At 61.6% G+C, this 14711-nt stretch carries 16 protein-coding genes; 14 read left to right on the top strand and 2 right to left on the bottom strand.

Annotated elements, in window-relative coordinates; translation table 11 throughout:
• Positions 1-120 precede the first annotated feature (120 nt).
• A complete protein-coding gene (locus Q9R31_RS18420; protein WP_311264158.1) occupies positions 121-330 on the top strand; it encodes a hypothetical protein in 210 nt (69 codons plus the stop codon).
• Here Q9R31_RS18420 and Q9R31_RS18415 read toward each other — a convergent pair.
• Entirely contained in the window at positions 327-527 is a 201-nt protein-coding gene (locus Q9R31_RS18415) for a hypothetical protein (protein WP_311264157.1), read from the bottom strand. The genes Q9R31_RS18420 and Q9R31_RS18415 overlap by 4 nt on opposite strands.
• 49 nt (positions 528-576) lie before the next feature.
• Here Q9R31_RS18415 and Q9R31_RS18410 point away from each other — a divergent pair, with 49 nt between their 5' ends.
• The 9 genes from Q9R31_RS18410 (at position 577) to Q9R31_RS18370 (ending at position 9417) form a co-directional block, all read left to right on the top strand.
• Positions 577-3504: a phage tail tape measure protein gene (locus Q9R31_RS18410; protein WP_311264156.1), complete on the top strand. Its 2928-nt coding sequence runs from the start codon at positions 577-579 to the stop codon at positions 3502-3504.
• 261 nt (positions 3505-3765) lie between these two features.
• Positions 3766-4428 (top strand): phage distal tail protein, encoded by a 663-nt coding sequence (locus Q9R31_RS18405; RefSeq protein ID WP_311264155.1) that lies wholly within the window; start codon positions 3766-3768, stop codon positions 4426-4428.
• A gap of 9 nt (positions 4429-4437) precedes the next feature.
• Entirely contained in the window at positions 4438-5442 is a 1005-nt protein-coding gene (locus Q9R31_RS18400) for a hypothetical protein (protein ID WP_311264154.1), read from the top strand.
• 81 nt (positions 5443-5523) lie between these two features.
• Positions 5524-6015: a hypothetical protein gene (locus Q9R31_RS18395; RefSeq protein ID WP_311264153.1), complete on the top strand. Its 492-nt coding sequence runs from the start codon at positions 5524-5526 to the stop codon at positions 6013-6015.
• On the top strand, positions 6002-6313 hold the full coding sequence (locus Q9R31_RS18390) for a hypothetical protein (RefSeq protein WP_311264152.1): 312 nt from the start codon (positions 6002-6004) through the stop codon (positions 6311-6313). Before Q9R31_RS18395 ends, Q9R31_RS18390 begins: the two co-directional genes overlap by 14 nt.
• Positions 6310-7236 carry an N-acetylmuramoyl-L-alanine amidase gene (locus Q9R31_RS18385; RefSeq protein ID WP_311264151.1) on the top strand — a complete coding sequence of 309 codons (927 nt, stop codon included), beginning with the start codon at positions 6310-6312 and terminating at the stop codon, positions 7234-7236. The genes Q9R31_RS18390 and Q9R31_RS18385 overlap by 4 nt, the downstream gene beginning before the upstream one ends.
• A complete protein-coding gene (locus tag Q9R31_RS18380) occupies positions 7233-7505 on the top strand; it encodes a hypothetical protein (protein ID WP_311264150.1) in 273 nt (90 codons plus the stop codon). The genes Q9R31_RS18385 and Q9R31_RS18380 overlap by 4 nt, the downstream gene beginning before the upstream one ends.
• Positions 7506-7594: 89 nt before the next feature.
• Positions 7595-8719, top strand: coding sequence for a hypothetical protein (locus tag Q9R31_RS18375; RefSeq protein WP_311264149.1), 1125 nt, complete (start codon positions 7595-7597; stop codon positions 8717-8719).
• Entirely contained in the window at positions 8719-9417 is a 699-nt protein-coding gene (locus tag Q9R31_RS18370) for a hypothetical protein (protein ID WP_311264148.1), read from the top strand. Before Q9R31_RS18375 ends, Q9R31_RS18370 begins: the two co-directional genes overlap by 1 nt.
• Here the strand turns inward: Q9R31_RS18370 and Q9R31_RS18365 are convergent.
• Positions 9414-9884, bottom strand: coding sequence for a hypothetical protein (locus Q9R31_RS18365; protein WP_311264147.1), 471 nt, complete (start codon positions 9882-9884; stop codon positions 9414-9416). The two genes, Q9R31_RS18370 and Q9R31_RS18365, sit on opposite strands and share 4 nt — an antisense overlap.
• A gap of 228 nt (positions 9885-10112) precedes the next feature.
• Between Q9R31_RS18365 and Q9R31_RS18360 the strand changes: the two genes are divergently transcribed.
• The 4 genes from Q9R31_RS18360 (at position 10113) to Q9R31_RS18345 (ending at position 14669) form a co-directional block, all read left to right on the top strand.
• Positions 10113-10529: a hypothetical protein gene (locus tag Q9R31_RS18360; protein WP_311264146.1), complete on the top strand. Its 417-nt coding sequence runs from the start codon at positions 10113-10115 to the stop codon at positions 10527-10529.
• An 8-nt stretch (positions 10530-10537) separates the two neighbouring features.
• Positions 10538-12208 carry a LamG-like jellyroll fold domain-containing protein gene (locus Q9R31_RS18355; RefSeq protein ID WP_311264238.1) on the top strand — a complete coding sequence of 557 codons (1671 nt, stop codon included), beginning with the start codon at positions 10538-10540 and terminating at the stop codon, positions 12206-12208.
• A gap of 165 nt (positions 12209-12373) precedes the next feature.
• Positions 12374-12970 (top strand): hypothetical protein, encoded by a 597-nt coding sequence (locus tag Q9R31_RS18350; protein ID WP_311264145.1) that lies wholly within the window; start codon positions 12374-12376, stop codon positions 12968-12970.
• 10 nt (positions 12971-12980) lie between these two features.
• The gene (locus tag Q9R31_RS18345; protein WP_311264144.1) at positions 12981-14669 is read left to right on the top strand and encodes a hypothetical protein; all 1689 of its coding nucleotides are present in this window, start codon (positions 12981-12983) and stop codon (positions 14667-14669) included.
• Positions 14670-14711 lie beyond the last annotated feature (42 nt).

The following is a 14711-nucleotide window of genomic DNA, read 5'->3' as shown; positions in this document are numbered from 1 at the left end:
GGTATTTCGTTGAAGCGGTTCCATGGGTGGGAGCCGGCAACGTCGTATGAGTATGACGGGGCGGGGCGGCTCGTGTCGTCCCGTCCTGAGCCTGAGTGGGATGAGGGTGAGCAGACGGTCATGCTTGCGTTGCAGGCTTACCGTAACGCCCTGTGCCCGTTGTGTGGTGGCCCGTTGTCGGTGTGTACGGCGCCGGAGAATGAATTGAAGTTCAAGGGTGGCTTGCCGATCCGCTGCCACGCTACGACGGCGCGAATGATCGCTATCGAACCGTATAAGGGCCAGCCAAACCATGAGGCGCTGATGATCGCCCCGGAGTTGAGCGACTAGCTGTTGTCGTTGTCGCGGATTGCGATGCCGACTATCAGGGTGATGAGTCCGCCGAAGAACAGGACCGCAGGCACCGCGCCGAATGATCCTGCGATGACGGAGAAGATGACGCCTAACACCATGAGGAACCCGCCGATTTGTTTGGCTGTGGTTCCTTTTTTGGCGGGCTTTTTGGTTGTTGTTTCGCTTGTCCCCATCCCGCGATTGTAGCGGCCATTTCCAGAACTGAATACAGGAGGCCCTTAGATGGCGGATAGGTCAATCAGCATCAGCCTTGAGGCCAAGGTTTCCGGGTTCGTTTCGGGGATGAAGACGGCGCAGAAGTCCGCAGAGGATTTCGCGTCTAGGACCGCATCCTTTGCTAAGGACAACGAGCAGCACCTAGACCGGGTTGGCAAGGCGTCCATGGTTATGGGCGGTGCGCTGCTGGCCGGTGTGGCGTTGGCTGTGAAGTCGTTCATGGAGTTTGACTCGGCGATGTCCGAGGTTCAGGCGTCCACGCATGAGACGACCGCGAACATGGAGCTTCTGCGTACCGCGGCGATTGATGCGGGCGCTGACACGTCGTTCTCCGCGAAGGAAGCAGCGCAGGGTATTGACGAGTTGGCGAAGGCTGGCGTCTCTACGAAGGACATTCTGGGTGGCGGTCTGACTGGTGCGCTGTCCCTCGCTGCGGCTGGGTCCCTGGGTGTTGGTGACGCTGCTGAGATTGCGGCTTCGGCGCTCACGCAGTTCAAGCTGTCGGGCGATCAGGTCCCCCACCTTGCGGATCTGCTGGCGGCTGGTGCTGGCAAGGCTCAGGGCTCGGTCAAGGATCTTGGCATGGCGCTGAACCAGACGGGCCTGGTTGCCGCGTCTACGGGCCTGACCATCGAGGAAACCACGGGCGGGCTGGCAGCTTTTGCTTCCGCCGGCCTGACTGGTTCCGATGCTGGTACTTCCATGAAGACCATGCTTCAGCGTCTCACCCCGCAGTCTAAAGAGGCTGCGGAGAAGATGGCGGAACTGGGTATCTCCGCTTACGACTCGTCGGGGCATTTCATTGGCCTGTCTAAGTTCGCTGACAACCTCCAGACCTCCATGAAGGATCTGACCCCGGAAGCGCGTAACGCCGCCATGGGTATCATCTTCGGCTCTGATGCTGTGCGGGCCGCCAACGTCCTGTTTGAGCAGGGTGGCAAGGGTATCGCGGACTGGACTGAGAAGGTCAACGACGCTGGCTTTGCGGCTGTTACGGCGTCCATCAAGCAGGACAACCTGGCCGGCGACATTGAAAAGCTCGGCGGCTCGTTCGATTCCCTGCTTATCAAGAGCGGTGGCGGGCTTTCGGAATCCCTGCGCGGGATTGTGCAGAACCTTGAGGACATGGTTGACGCTGTCGGGAAGATCCCCACGCCGATACTGAACGCCGGGCTTGGTATCGCGGGGCTTGCGGGTGGCGCGCTGCTGTTGGGCGGCGGTCTTATGTCGGCTCTCCCGAAGGTGATGGAGTTCCGGCAGTCGATGTCTGACCTTGCGGAGGCATCCCCCCGTGCCGCTACGGGCATTGGCAAGGTTGCGAAAGCTGCCGGCGCTGCTGCCGCCGTGATGGTGGGTCTGCAAATTGCCGCCGCCGTCTTTAGTGAGAAGAACGTCAAGACTGCCGAGGACTACGGGCAAGCGATACTGAAGGTAGCTAAGGCGTCTGACGCTGCCGGCGCTGGCAAGGGCCTTGATTCGATCTTTACGAAGTTCGACAAGTTCGCCAACATGCCGATCAGCAACATCGACAACATGGCTGATGCTGTGAAGCGGCTGAGTAACCAGACATTCAACGACTCAGGGAACAAGTTCTTTGAGGGGTTCACTAACCTGCTTGGCTTGCCGAAGGGTGAGATTGGGCAGCTTGAGGACCGGCTTAGGGGCCTTGGTGAGTCCATGGGTGACCTTGCAAGGAATGGTGCGGCTGACACTGCGGCTAAGACTTTCCAGGCGCTCACAAAGGAATTTCAGGCGAACGGTAAGGGCGCGAAAGAAGCCCTTGATTCCGTGCCTGGCTATAAGGACGCACTGCAAGGCTTGGCTACTCAGGCGGGCGTTACATTGTCTGAGCAGGACCTGCTGGACTTCGCCATGGGCAAGATTCCAGCATCCATGGCAGGCGCGGCTACGGCGGTGGAAACATACACAACTAAGGCCGGTAATGCTAAGCCGATGACGGAAGCTCTCGCTAAGCAGCTTGAGGAGGTGGGGCTCAGTGCTGAGGGTGCGATTGTTAATATCGACAAATTCGGGCAATCGCTGTTCAACGCGGGCCTGTTGTCGCTGTCTGCTTCTGGCGCGTCCATCGCTTATCAGGATGCTATCGACAAGGTAACCGAGTCGGTGAATAAGAACGGCACCACGCTGGACATTAACACCGAGGCCGGGCGCGCTAACCAGTCGTCCTTCAATAGTTTGGCGAGTGCGGCGATTGCTTCTGCCGAGGCGACGGCTACGGAAACCCTCGCTACGCAGGGGTCCAAGGCGGCGCAGGACCAGTTGCAGGCTTCGCTGAGTCAGAGCTACACGGACCTTATAAAGGCTGCCGGGCAGTTTGGTATCACTGGTGACGCGGCGGACACGATGGCGCGTAAGGCGCTGGGTATCCCTAAGAACGTCAACATTGATGCCTGGATCGCTGACCACGCATCAACGACCCTTGACGGGATTAAGGGCAAGGCTGACAACCTGGATGGCCGGCAAGTTTCGATGGACATCTACGCGTACACGCATGACATCACCTTGAAGAAGACCATTGAGGATCCGGGCGGTATGGGTTCCAGTATTGGCGGCAGGGAGAACGGGTCAATGCGCGGCGGCATGGCGACTGGTGGCCGCGTGTACGGGCCGGGCACAACAACGTCTGACTCTATCCCGGTGATGCTGTCCAAGGATGAGTACGTGTTGAAGGCGTCTGCTGCGAAGGCTATCGGTTACGACAATCTGAACCGGTTGAACGGTGCTGATACGCAACCGCTGCGGGCTGGCTTCCAGTATTCGCCGGCTGCTGCACCGGCCCGTCAGTCTGTGGCTGCTGCTGAGCCTGTCCGTGGTTCTGGTGTGAGTGTCGGTCAGATCAATATCACTCAGGTTGACGATCCTATCGGGACTTCCCATGCGGTTACCCGGAGGATGTCGGCTCTTGCTATCTAGAGGAAGGCGGCTGGGATGCCTTATCCAAGTCCCGTAACGTATCCCAGTCCGTCCCTCTACCCTTCGCTGAGTTCTGACGCTGCGGATCCTTTGTGGATTGCGTTGGGCGATTTGGTGTTGGGGATGTTGGATCCGTCTGGTGTTCGGTTCACGGTGGACAAGTTCGATGGCTGGGGTTCCACGGCTTCGACTGCGAGCCTGACGCAGCGCGCTAGGGGCCATGGCGCTACGTCGTCTGAGGGTTTTTACAGGCCCCGCACGATGACGATTGAGGGCCTGATCTTGGCGCCGGCTGCGGGGATGTTGTCGGCCGCGTCGGATCTGTTGTCTATGGCTGTTTCGTTGGGTCAGTTTCAGATGATTGTGTCTGAGCAGGGCCGGGTGCGGAATGTGATGGCGCAGCGGCAGGATGATGTTCAGTTCACGTACCTGTCTGATCTTGTGGCGCGTTACAGCATTCAGATCGTGGCGAAGGATCCGCGTAAGTTCGGTGACCTTGTTACGGCGTCTACTCGCCTCCCGTTCTCTGAGGGTGGCTTGGTCCGTCCGTCTACGTGGCCGCGTACTTGGACGGGTGTTAGTGGTACGGGCAAGGTGACGATCAATAACCCCGGGAACACTCAGGCGCCGGCGTGGTTGCGGATTGATGGTCCTCTGCCGGCTGGTGGTTGGACGGTGACGCATCAGGGGAAGCAGACTTCGCTGACTTTTGCTACGTCCCTTGCGTTGGGTTCTGGCGAGTTCGTGACGGTGGACATGGACCGGCGCGAGGTTCTGGCTCAGGGTCAGGCGCCGCGTTCTGGTTATGTCACTTCCCGCGGCTGGTTCTCCCTTGACCCTGAAGACAACGTGATTGCGTTCTCTGCCGCCAACTATTCATCTACCGCGTCACTGACTGTGACATCGAAGCCTTCATGGTCCTAGGAGACTGATATGACGATTACACTTCTTGCGCCTGATGGTGTTGCGGTTACAGCGCAGCAGGAGCGGCAGGCTCGTGCGGCTGGGCATGGTGGCGGTTCCGGCCGGCAGTTGGGTGGCCGGTCAGGCTTCCGTGTTGGCACGCCTTCTACTGTGCTGACGGCGACTTCTACGACGTGGACGCTTGGCCCGTGCGCGGCGATGATCGACCCGGGTGCATCCACCCATCAGGGCATGTACGGGTGGTCCAGTGACGCTAACGTTACTGGTTCGGTGACGGCGGCTGATGCGACTTACGCCCGTAAGGACATCGTTTACATTCAGGTGAACGACTCGTCTGCGGGTGACGGTTCGGGTGCTACGTCGGCGCCGGTCCTTTATCTGGCGGGCACGGCGTCGGCTTCCCCTGTTGCACCTACTCTCCCGGCCCGTTCGTTCCTGGTTGGGACTATCACTGTCCCGCAGGCTGGTGGAGGTTCCCCAACGGTTGTGCTGAACACGGCCCGTTACGCTGCCGCTGGTGCGCCTCTGCCGGTGTTTTCGCAGGCTGAGCGTGATGCCCTGTCACTGTTTGACGGTTTGATTGCGCAGCGCCGTGACCTTGCCGGGCGCCCGTTGCAGGTTTGGGATGGTACGGAGTGGAAGCCTCTGGGGACTGAACGGACCCTTGCTACCACGACGGATGGGACGTGGGCGTACAACGTGACCCTGACCCGGTATTGGAACGATGACGGTACCCGGTCTGTCTCGATGGGCATGATTGTGGCGCGTGTTGGTGGTGGCGCGTTCAACGTGAACCCTGGGGCTTGGACAGCGATTTTCGCTGGTCTGATCCCTGCTGGGTGGCGTCCGACTGACAACGTTTTGACTACTGGCGGGTACGAGTTCAACGGGGTCGGTTCGATCTTGGTGAAGGTCAAGATGGACGGCGGTGTGGACATGGCCGGTGTGACTGGTGCTGTTTCGATGGGCACGCCGACGAAGGTGACAGCCACGGCTCACTGGACTGCCGCTTAAGTTTTGACGTGCGGCGGCGGGGATTACGGCCCCGTCGCCGCACTACCCACACGAACAGCCTATCTAGGAGGCATCGCCCGCATGGGTGAAACACAGACTACCCCAGAAGGGGAATCTCAGTTGCGTGATATAAGCGCCCGAAGACGGGTAATGATCGGTCGAAATATCACCCTGAGCGCCGGGATCCTGTACGCGCTCACACGTTCTATCTACTACAGCACCGTCCGGCCCGAGTCGCTGTCTGGCGCGCAGGCGGTTATCACTGCTGACGGGCACCTGTTGGGGTTCTGGGGTGCGGCATGGGGCATGGTCGCTACCTTGTGCATCGCGGACATGGTGAACCGGCACACGAGGCACGGGCTGTCCCTACTTGTGGGTATCGCCGGGGTTTGGGGTGTCAGCTACCTGATTATCTGGGGCGTAACACGGTTCACTGATTTCTCGCTCGTGTCCTCCGCTATCGGCTGGCTTGGGCCGGCGGCGTTCATCCTTGGCTTCCTACTGAAGGTGACAGCGTTGCAGGACATGTTGCGGGCCGTCACTCCTGCCGGGAGGCCGCGTGATAACGATTGACTGGGCCGTCGTCGGCCCATACGTGATCCTGCCGGTAGCTAGTGTCATGACCGCTTTCTTGGTGGCGAAGATCCAGCATAAGGGCAAGCCTGAAAACGCGCTAATAGACCAAATGCAGCAGGAACTCGCCTCGCTGCGTGCGCGGATGAACGGGTTTGAGGCGCGGGACCTTGTTTACATCCCCCACATTCTTCGGCTGAACATGCACATTGAGCAGGGCCTTGGCCCGCCGGCGCCGAAGATCCCGAAGGTGATTCAGTCCTACCTGGATCAGAAGGACGAAGAGGACGCATCATGAGCTATTTGCTTGACTACAATCCTGGCACCCAGCAGTGGGGTTATCCGCGGCGTGGTGGGGCGCAGTTGTCGGGGACGATCATTGTTCACACTGCCGAGTGCGCGGCTGACAATGTTGGTGAGGATACGTCGGCTGAGGGTTGCGCGAACATGATTGCGAACCGGGCCGACTGGGGTTCGTATCACCGGCTCGTTGACTCGGATTCGATCCTCGACATGTTGCCGTGGGAGTACGAGGCGTGGCAGGACACGGAGACGAACAACTGGGCTGTTGGTATCAGCGCAGCCCTGCGCACGTCTGACTGGCTGACGATGCCCGCTGACCGTCGTGACCGGGTGTACCGGAACCTGGCCGCGTGCGCCGCTGACTTTGTGCAGTACATGGCCGGTAAGGGCGTTACGGTTCCGCTGGTTCGGATCACTGGTGCTCAGGCCCGCGCAAGGGTTCCTGGCTTCTGCGCTCACGGTGATTCCGGCATAGCCCGCACGGATCCCGGGGCCGCTTTCGACTGGGCTCTTTTCTTCCGCTACACAGCCGAGGCGCTGGCTGGCGGAACTATCCAACTGCAAAGCACCACCGTAATAGAAGAGGACATCATGGCATCGATCGAGGACTTGGCTAACGTACTGAAGCGGGACGACGTACTGGAGGAAATCGCTAGGCGCATCCACACCCGGCCTGTCCCGTATTTTGACCCGGTAACCGGTCAGGACACGGGCACCGGCACCACGTTGGCGGTCCTTGCTGGGGCATCGGATTTCCAGCACGCCGCTACCCGCCGGACCCTCGCTGAGGCTGCGGGCGCAATCGTGGACGCGGTGAAGGCCGCTCAGCCGCAGGACGCCGCGAACGTCGCCCAGGCAGCCTATGACGAGTTCGTGAAGAAGCTGGACGCCACGACTATCAAGGTGTCTGCCAAGTGAGCATCCGTGACCCGAAGGTCCGCGCATACATTTACGGCATCGTCCTGGCGGCGATACCGCTGTTGCAGTTCTTCCGACTGGTTCCTGGCGAGGCTATCCCGCTGGTGGTGAACGTGGTTACGGCGGTCCTCGGTGTTGGCGCTGCCGGGCTGGCGCTGCCGAACACGCCTAACGCCCCCGTCGCCCCGGTGGTCAACGTGTACTCGACGGTAGACCCGGAAGTGACCGCCGAACAGGTGTCGAGGCGCATCAACCAGACCGGCGTCTAACCGTCACACAAAAATAGTTTGCGTAACATTCTAGGTCTAGCACTCGTGTCAAGAGTGATAATACCTCCCGCACAAATTTAGGTGGTCCGATGGCGCTCTCATGGCTGGCAGTAAACGCTAACGATGGGAGCGTCATCACGGACCTGCCCACCCTGAAGGTGGACGGCGCTTTGAAGGCGACTCTCATGCGGTACGAGTCGCAGACGGCCTCGCTGCCAACCTGGGACCCGGCGTCTGATGATGCCCCCCCGCCGAACTGGATGAACGCGACACGGCCCGGCGCTACGTTCTTGGTGGCGTTGTCTGAGCCGGAACCGAACGAGCCCCGCGGCCTACCACTCTGGGGCGGCATGGTGGTTCGGCGTAACCGTGTTCCCGGCAATGGTGTGAAGATGTCCCTCGTCACGGCTGAGGGTTACATGGACCGCATCTATGTTGGGACGTGGGGCACGACGACCGGGCAGAACAACATGGTCAAGCTGTTGGTTCAGGAGTACGTGCAGAATGGTTATGGGCTGTTGCGTGGTCTGCCGTTGCGTGTGCAGGTTGTTGGCGGCAACGGTGCGGTCAGGGAACGCAGCTACTTGGACTCGTCAGACAAGACCCTGTACTCGGTCCTCACTGACCTGTCAGGCGTCCTTGGCGGGCCTGAATGGACTGTTACGTGGGAATGGGTGGACGAGCGCCGGCTAGGGCTTGTGCTGACCGTTGGTGACCGCATCGGTTCACCCCCGCCGGCTGGCCTGAACCCTAACGCACAGTTCTACCTCCCCGGATCCGTGACTGACGCTGAACTGGTGGAGGGCTATGGGGCGGACGAGGGCGCTAACGATGTCATGGCCGTCAGTTCCGGTACTGAGGATGCCCGCCCTCAATCACCGCACCAAACCAACAACGGCGACCAGCGCCCACGGTTTGAGTACAGGTGGACCCCATCAACCAGCATCACGGACGTAAACACCCTCACCGAACATGCTCAACGCGCACTCGCCGCAATGAAAGACGGATCCCTTGCGCTCACGTTGACGGCGAACCGGGAAGAGGCACCGAAGCTTGGGCGTGACTGGTTCATCGGTGACGACATCGGATTCAGTATCGACGCGCCAGAGTTCCCCGGCGGACTCGTTGGTACCGCCCGCTGCGTCGGCTGGGAACTCACCGACACCACAGTGACACCACTCATCGACGTAACCAACATAGAAGGCGGCATCTGATGGCACAACCAGGGCAAGCCGGTAGCCAATTTCCCAGCGAAGACGCCATGATTCGACGGATCAAAGACCTAGAGCGGGCAGTGCAGGAACTCCGGTCAGCGAACCAGCTCGGACCCGCAGGCATCCGCGCAGTACCTGACGGCATTGTCGTTGAGGGATCAATGGATGTTCAAGGCGCCGAAACTGTCAGCGGCACCTTGAATGTGACGGGCAACGCTGACTTTACCGGGAATGTTCACATCGGCGGCACGCTTGATTTGCCGGCAGGCATCGTCAACAATGACGCGCTGTCGGACCCCATCGTTCCGGGCGCATATCACGCCGACATTCAGAACATCTCAATCACGAGCGGGCCGAATGTTGAGAAATTGCGAATCGACGTACCCGTTCCTGCGGGCTATACCCGTGCGCTAGTGAACCTGACCGCAACCATGAACATGCTGAACAACTCGGGCGCAACCGACAGCGCGTTCCTTGGTGCCAACATCAACGGGATTTCTCCAGGCTGGTCATCGAACGGCACCGCCGCCTCGGGCGCTGAGGTGTCGCTGTCTAACACGGTGGCGTTGCTTGTTGAGGGACTGGCGGGCGGTACGTTTCCGCTCACCGGCAAGGCCTCTAGTAATTCGGGGACGTGGGCCGCGTCAGGTTCATCGGCTGTGATGAACCTGAACGCGACCGTGTTGTTCTTGCGTTAGCGCTTGCCGTTGCCCGTGGACATGGCAGGCCCGTTGATGACGGTGCCTTGTTCGGGGCTTGAAGCAGTCGCTCCTGGAGGCAGGATCTGGTAGGTAACGCCAGCCTGCGTAGGCTCCGGTGCAGGCGCAGGAGCCGGTGCCACGACGACGGGGGCTGGGGCGGGCGCGACGTAGACAGGCGCGGGTGCGGGTGCGGGTTCTTCTGCCACGTAGACGGGCTCCTGTACTGGTGCTGGTGCGGGGGCGACGGCGGCGGGTACTGCGGCCGGGCTGGTGGACGGTTCCGGCGCGGGCGTCACAACGACGGGCGCGGGCTCCTGAGTCGGCGCGGGGGCCACGGTAGTAACGGTGCTGGACGGTGCGGGTGCGGGCGTGGTGTCTGCGTTAGCGACGGCGAACCCCGCGAAAGCAATCCCTACTGCTGCCAACGCAGCGAGGCCCCCACCAATTGCTGATTTTGTTTCCATGCACTGAGTGTAGCCAAACGGTTGATGAATTAATAGTCAGGAGTGACGCGAGTGGCAAAACGTAACTGGGCGGACGGGGTACTAGGCAATACGCCTTTGTCTGCGAAGAGGTTGAACAGCCTTGAATCTGACCTGTCTGCGGCGCTTGTTGCCCTGGCGCGGGATCCGGAGTCGCTGTTTGCTGGCGCGGTTCAGTATGACGCGAACGGGGCACCTACTTCGGCTGTTGTGAAGTGGCCTGATGGTAACGACGGCAACTACTCTGGCACCCCGTCAGTCAACTTCCCCGGCAGTGTCAGCGCGTACACGGTCACGCGGGTAGTCAACGGCACAACTGTCACGTACACGCAGCCCGCGATTACCCGTGACGCTGCGACGGGTAACGTCACGAACCGTCCCCCGATTATCGTTACCGGCGACACCGTTGAGGAATACACCGACCCGGACCCGGTGCAGCCGTCCGACCTTGACGCCGCACTCGTCGGGAAGATCAACGACACCACCAGCGGAACCAGCGCGGCACTATCTGCCACTTATGTCACCTTCAAAAACTTTGACGGCACGCCAGTAATTGGCAAGCACGTGGAGATTACCTTGACCGCTGACGGGACCGACATCGACAACATTAGGGTGGTGACTCCGTAGTGGGGTACATGAAAGATGCCGCCGGGCGTCGGCTTGATTCCTTCAACGCCCCCCGCGACCTACCCAAGTGTGTGGCATGGTTCGACGCGACGCAGGCCACGGGTGTTGACGGTGAAAGCAAGATGCGCTGGCGGGACCAGTCCGGCTACAGCAACGACGCGCAGGCACCAGCTCTGACCAACGCCGCAACGCTCCGCAAAACCGGCGGACGCTCCTACTATAGCTTCGGCGCCACATCCTGGCTCCGAAGCAGCACCTTCGGTTCCGCGTCATGGGGACAATCTGCGCCCTACACCCAGCCGAACACCATCATCATCGTGGCCCGCGTATCCTCCACCGTAGGTACCGGCGCAGAACGCAACCTCATTGCCGGCAACCTGAACTCAAACCGGCACCGCATGTTCGTCAACTCAACCCCGCGCAGCTACGGGCAGATGGCGGCGAACGTATCAGCAGCCGGCGGCGGACCGAACCTCGCGGATGACCAGTGGCACGTCCTCGCGGCGGTGTTCGATTCCACTAGTTGCAGCTTCTACGTGGACGGCTACCTCGTGTCCGCGCTGGCATCCCAAGCGCAAGGCTCAGACGGCTTCCAGTTCCTCAACCTCGGCGCGAAGAACGACGGCACCCTGAACGCCAACGGCGTGGACATCGCGGAAGTCATCGTCTGCAACGACCGCCTCACTCCGGGCCGGATCCTCGACGTGACGCGCACCCTCGCCGCCAAGCACACCGTGCCAGCCGTACTCCCGGCAGCGCAGGATGGCGTAACGTACCTCGATACCACCTCATCGAACGGCCAGGCCATCCGGTACTGGATGCCATCGGGCACGGGCCCGGCGCCGCTGATGATCTACTCCCACCCATCAGGCGGCACCGCCCTTGTTGATCCCGGATACTGGGCCTACCACTATGTGCGGGCCTTTGTGAATGAGGGCTGGATCGTGGCGGCGTCAAACCTACATGGAGAGAACTGGGGAAGCAACCAGGCGCTGGCAGACACGGCCGACCTGTACGCGAGCATCAACGCGCTCCGGACTGTCACCAAGACGGTCATGTGGGGCGGCTCCATGGGCGGGCTCGTGTCGTCCCTCGCGGTCGCCAACGCCACGGTCCCGAACATCAAGGGCGTCCTGCTCCAGGATGGTGTGCTGAACCTTGCCAACATGTACGCCAATGCGGCGTACACCGCGGGCATTGATACGGCCTACGGGATCACCCGCGGCACGCTCAGTGGCGCGACGACCGTGGGCGCAACGTCCATCCCGACAACGGCAAGCTTCCCCACGGTTGGCACTCAGTTGCTCGTCGGCAACGGGACAGCAAACGCCGAAATCGTGACCACCACCGGGGCGAGCACGGGAACCTCAGTTGCCGTCACGGCTTTGACCAAGGCACACGCCTCGGCTGAACAGGTCAGCGACTACCCGACCAAGAGTGCCGGCCATGATCCCATGCTGGTCAGCACGGCCAGCTATGGCGCGGTTGGGTGGAACCTCACCGCATCAACTGCGGATACAACCGTCCCGGAGGTCAGTCACGCGGACCCGTTCGCGGCTAAGGTCACCGGCACGGCGGCTGAGGTTGCCGTGTTCAATCACGGCATGGGACACCTGCATGGTTCGTCCCAACGACCGGCAGACGGTGTTGCGTTCGTGAAACGCTGCCTCGCCCGCTAGGACAACAATCGACCGGTTAAGTTCCCCAGCGTTTTCTAGTTTCGTCCAATTTGAAGGAGCATCATGGTTCTACCGGCAGGCGTTACTACATGCCTTGTGTTTAAGAAAGCGCCTGTCACGTTTGGGGGCGGGCAAGCGAAAGTCAGTCTTGAGGTTACGCCCTCGGTGCGGTTGATCCACACGGCGACCGGCACACCCTTGGCGGACTTCATCGAAACAGTTGAGCCAGCGGACGGCACACCCGCGCAAGTCCTGTTGCCCCACACGGACCAGGCAGGGTTTCAGGATGAGGCTGGCAACGCCTTCACCAACTGGCACTACACGGCCCGTGTCAGGTTCGAGAAGTCCAGCGACAAACGGCACCTGCCCCTGACAACGTTTCAGCTGCCGTCCGGGCAGACGGAAGTTGACCTGTCGTTGATCCCGTCCGGGCCTGCTGCGATGCCAACCCTCGCACCAGTCGCCGCCGTGACGAGCATCAACGGGCGGACGGGCGCGATAGATACCCGCCTGAACGACGCACGCACCCCCGAAGCCATGTTCACCGGCACGATCACCTACGTGGCCGGCGCGCCCACATCAGCCGCCGTCGTATGGCCGGACGGGACCACGGGCGTCTACACCGGCACCGCATCAACCGCGTTCCCCGGCTCCATCGACTCCTACACCCTCACCCACGGCACCCAAACGTACACGCAGCCGCCCGTCACCCGCGACACCAACGGCAACATCACCAACCAGCCCGCCATAGTTCTGAGCTAGGAGAAACAGCATGGGAATCCTCGACCCCAAACCACCAACCCGAGCGGAACTATCTGCCACGTATGGCCCCACCGCCGCTGGGATGCGGGCGGCGTTCCTGCCCCAGCCCGAACTGCCCAGCGCGGTCACATTCAGCACAACGCAGCCGATCGCGGGCGGCACTCAGGTAACGCTCACCCCGTCCTCGCCGGTGTCCTGGCGCGGAGGTGTTCCCGCTACGGACCCGAACGGCATCAAGACCAACCTGGCGACCGGGCAGCTCGGCATGGAGTTCAACGTGTGGGGAACCGCTGTGGCCGTCAAGGTTTACTGCCAGTCCGCCGATTCGACAGTCCGCCTCCATGTTGAGGGGAAGCTCGTCACCGTCCGCAAGGGAACCCCCATCCCCGGCGCCGCAGTCCTCTACACGACATGGGTTTACCTGACCTTCCCAACGGACGGCCCTCACCGGGTCAAGATTTCCGGTAAGGAAGTGTACTGGCAGGCCATCGCCTACACCGCAACGGGCGGCATCTCCCCGGCAACGCAGGCTGTCGCGCCAGTCCGCATGGTGGTACCCGGTGATTCGTGGGTGGGCGGCGCGCTGGAAACCCCTGCCATGAACACCTGGGCGTCACAGCTCGGCAGCCTCCTGGGCATCCCTGAACCGATGCTCGCAGGGCAGGGCGGCACCGGGTACGTCAACACCGGCCCCGGAGCTGATGGCTGGACGCAGGACTTCGGGGACACCCGCAGGCTTGATCCGATCATCGCCGCGAAACCCACCGACGTTGTATGGTTCGGCTCGATCAACGATGGCACGTCCACGGAGGCGGCGATCAAGGCGGCAGCCAAGGCAGCTTTCGCCTACGTTACAGCCGCGCTCCCCACCGTCCGGCACCACGTCATCGTCCCGCAGCCGACCACCACCACGCAGCAGACCAGCGCCGTGCAGGTAGCTAACCGACGCGCCGTGACCGAAGCCGCCCAGGAATCCACCAATGTCTACACGATCATCAACGGCGTGGATGACGGCTGGCTGAACGACGGCAACCGGGCAAGGTTCCTCGGTTCGGACAACACCCACCTCACGCAGGACGGGCACGACTACATCGCCGGGATCATCGCTGAGAAGCTGCGGCCGGCGCTCTCGCCCGGATCGACCGCGCTCGCTACGTTCACTACCTACGCATCCGACACCTACACGCGGGCAGACGGCGCCATTGGCACCACCGAATCAGGCGCCAAAGCCTACTCGGTGGACGGCGGCACCGTGGACGTGAACAGCAACGCCCTCCGGTTCGTCACGGTCGGCGCTCCCGGCTCCGGTTGCACGGCGCTCGTAGACGCAGGAGTCTCCAACTGCGTGATCGAAGCGAACGTCAAGGTCTTCAGCGGCGGCGCAGCAGGCGCTGTCGGGCTCGCGTTCCGGCACATCAGCGGCAACTCGGGCTTCACCCTGGAGAACAACGGCGGCGCGTGGCAGGTACGCAAGCGGACCGGCGTAGCAACGTTCGCCGTCGTCGCCACACTCACCCTGGCAGCGGCGGACGGCCAGCGGCTCCGCGTTGAACTGTCCGGTTCAACGATCACAGCCAAAGTGGACGGAACGCTTGTCGGCACGATTACGGACGCGCTGAACCAGACCGTCACCACGCACGGCGCGTTCGCCGCCTACAACAACCGAGGCATCGACAACCTGGTCATCAAGAGCGCCTAGAAGAAGCCCCCGCCATCCTCAGCCCGAGGGTGTGCGGGGGCT

The sequence above is a fragment of the Pseudarthrobacter sp. BRE9 genome, assembly GCF_031844305.1.
Taxonomy (GTDB): Bacteria; Actinomycetota; Actinomycetes; order Actinomycetales; family Micrococcaceae; genus Arthrobacter.
Note: the sequence above shows the minus strand (reverse complement) of the source record. Positions and strands in the feature narration are given on the sequence as shown.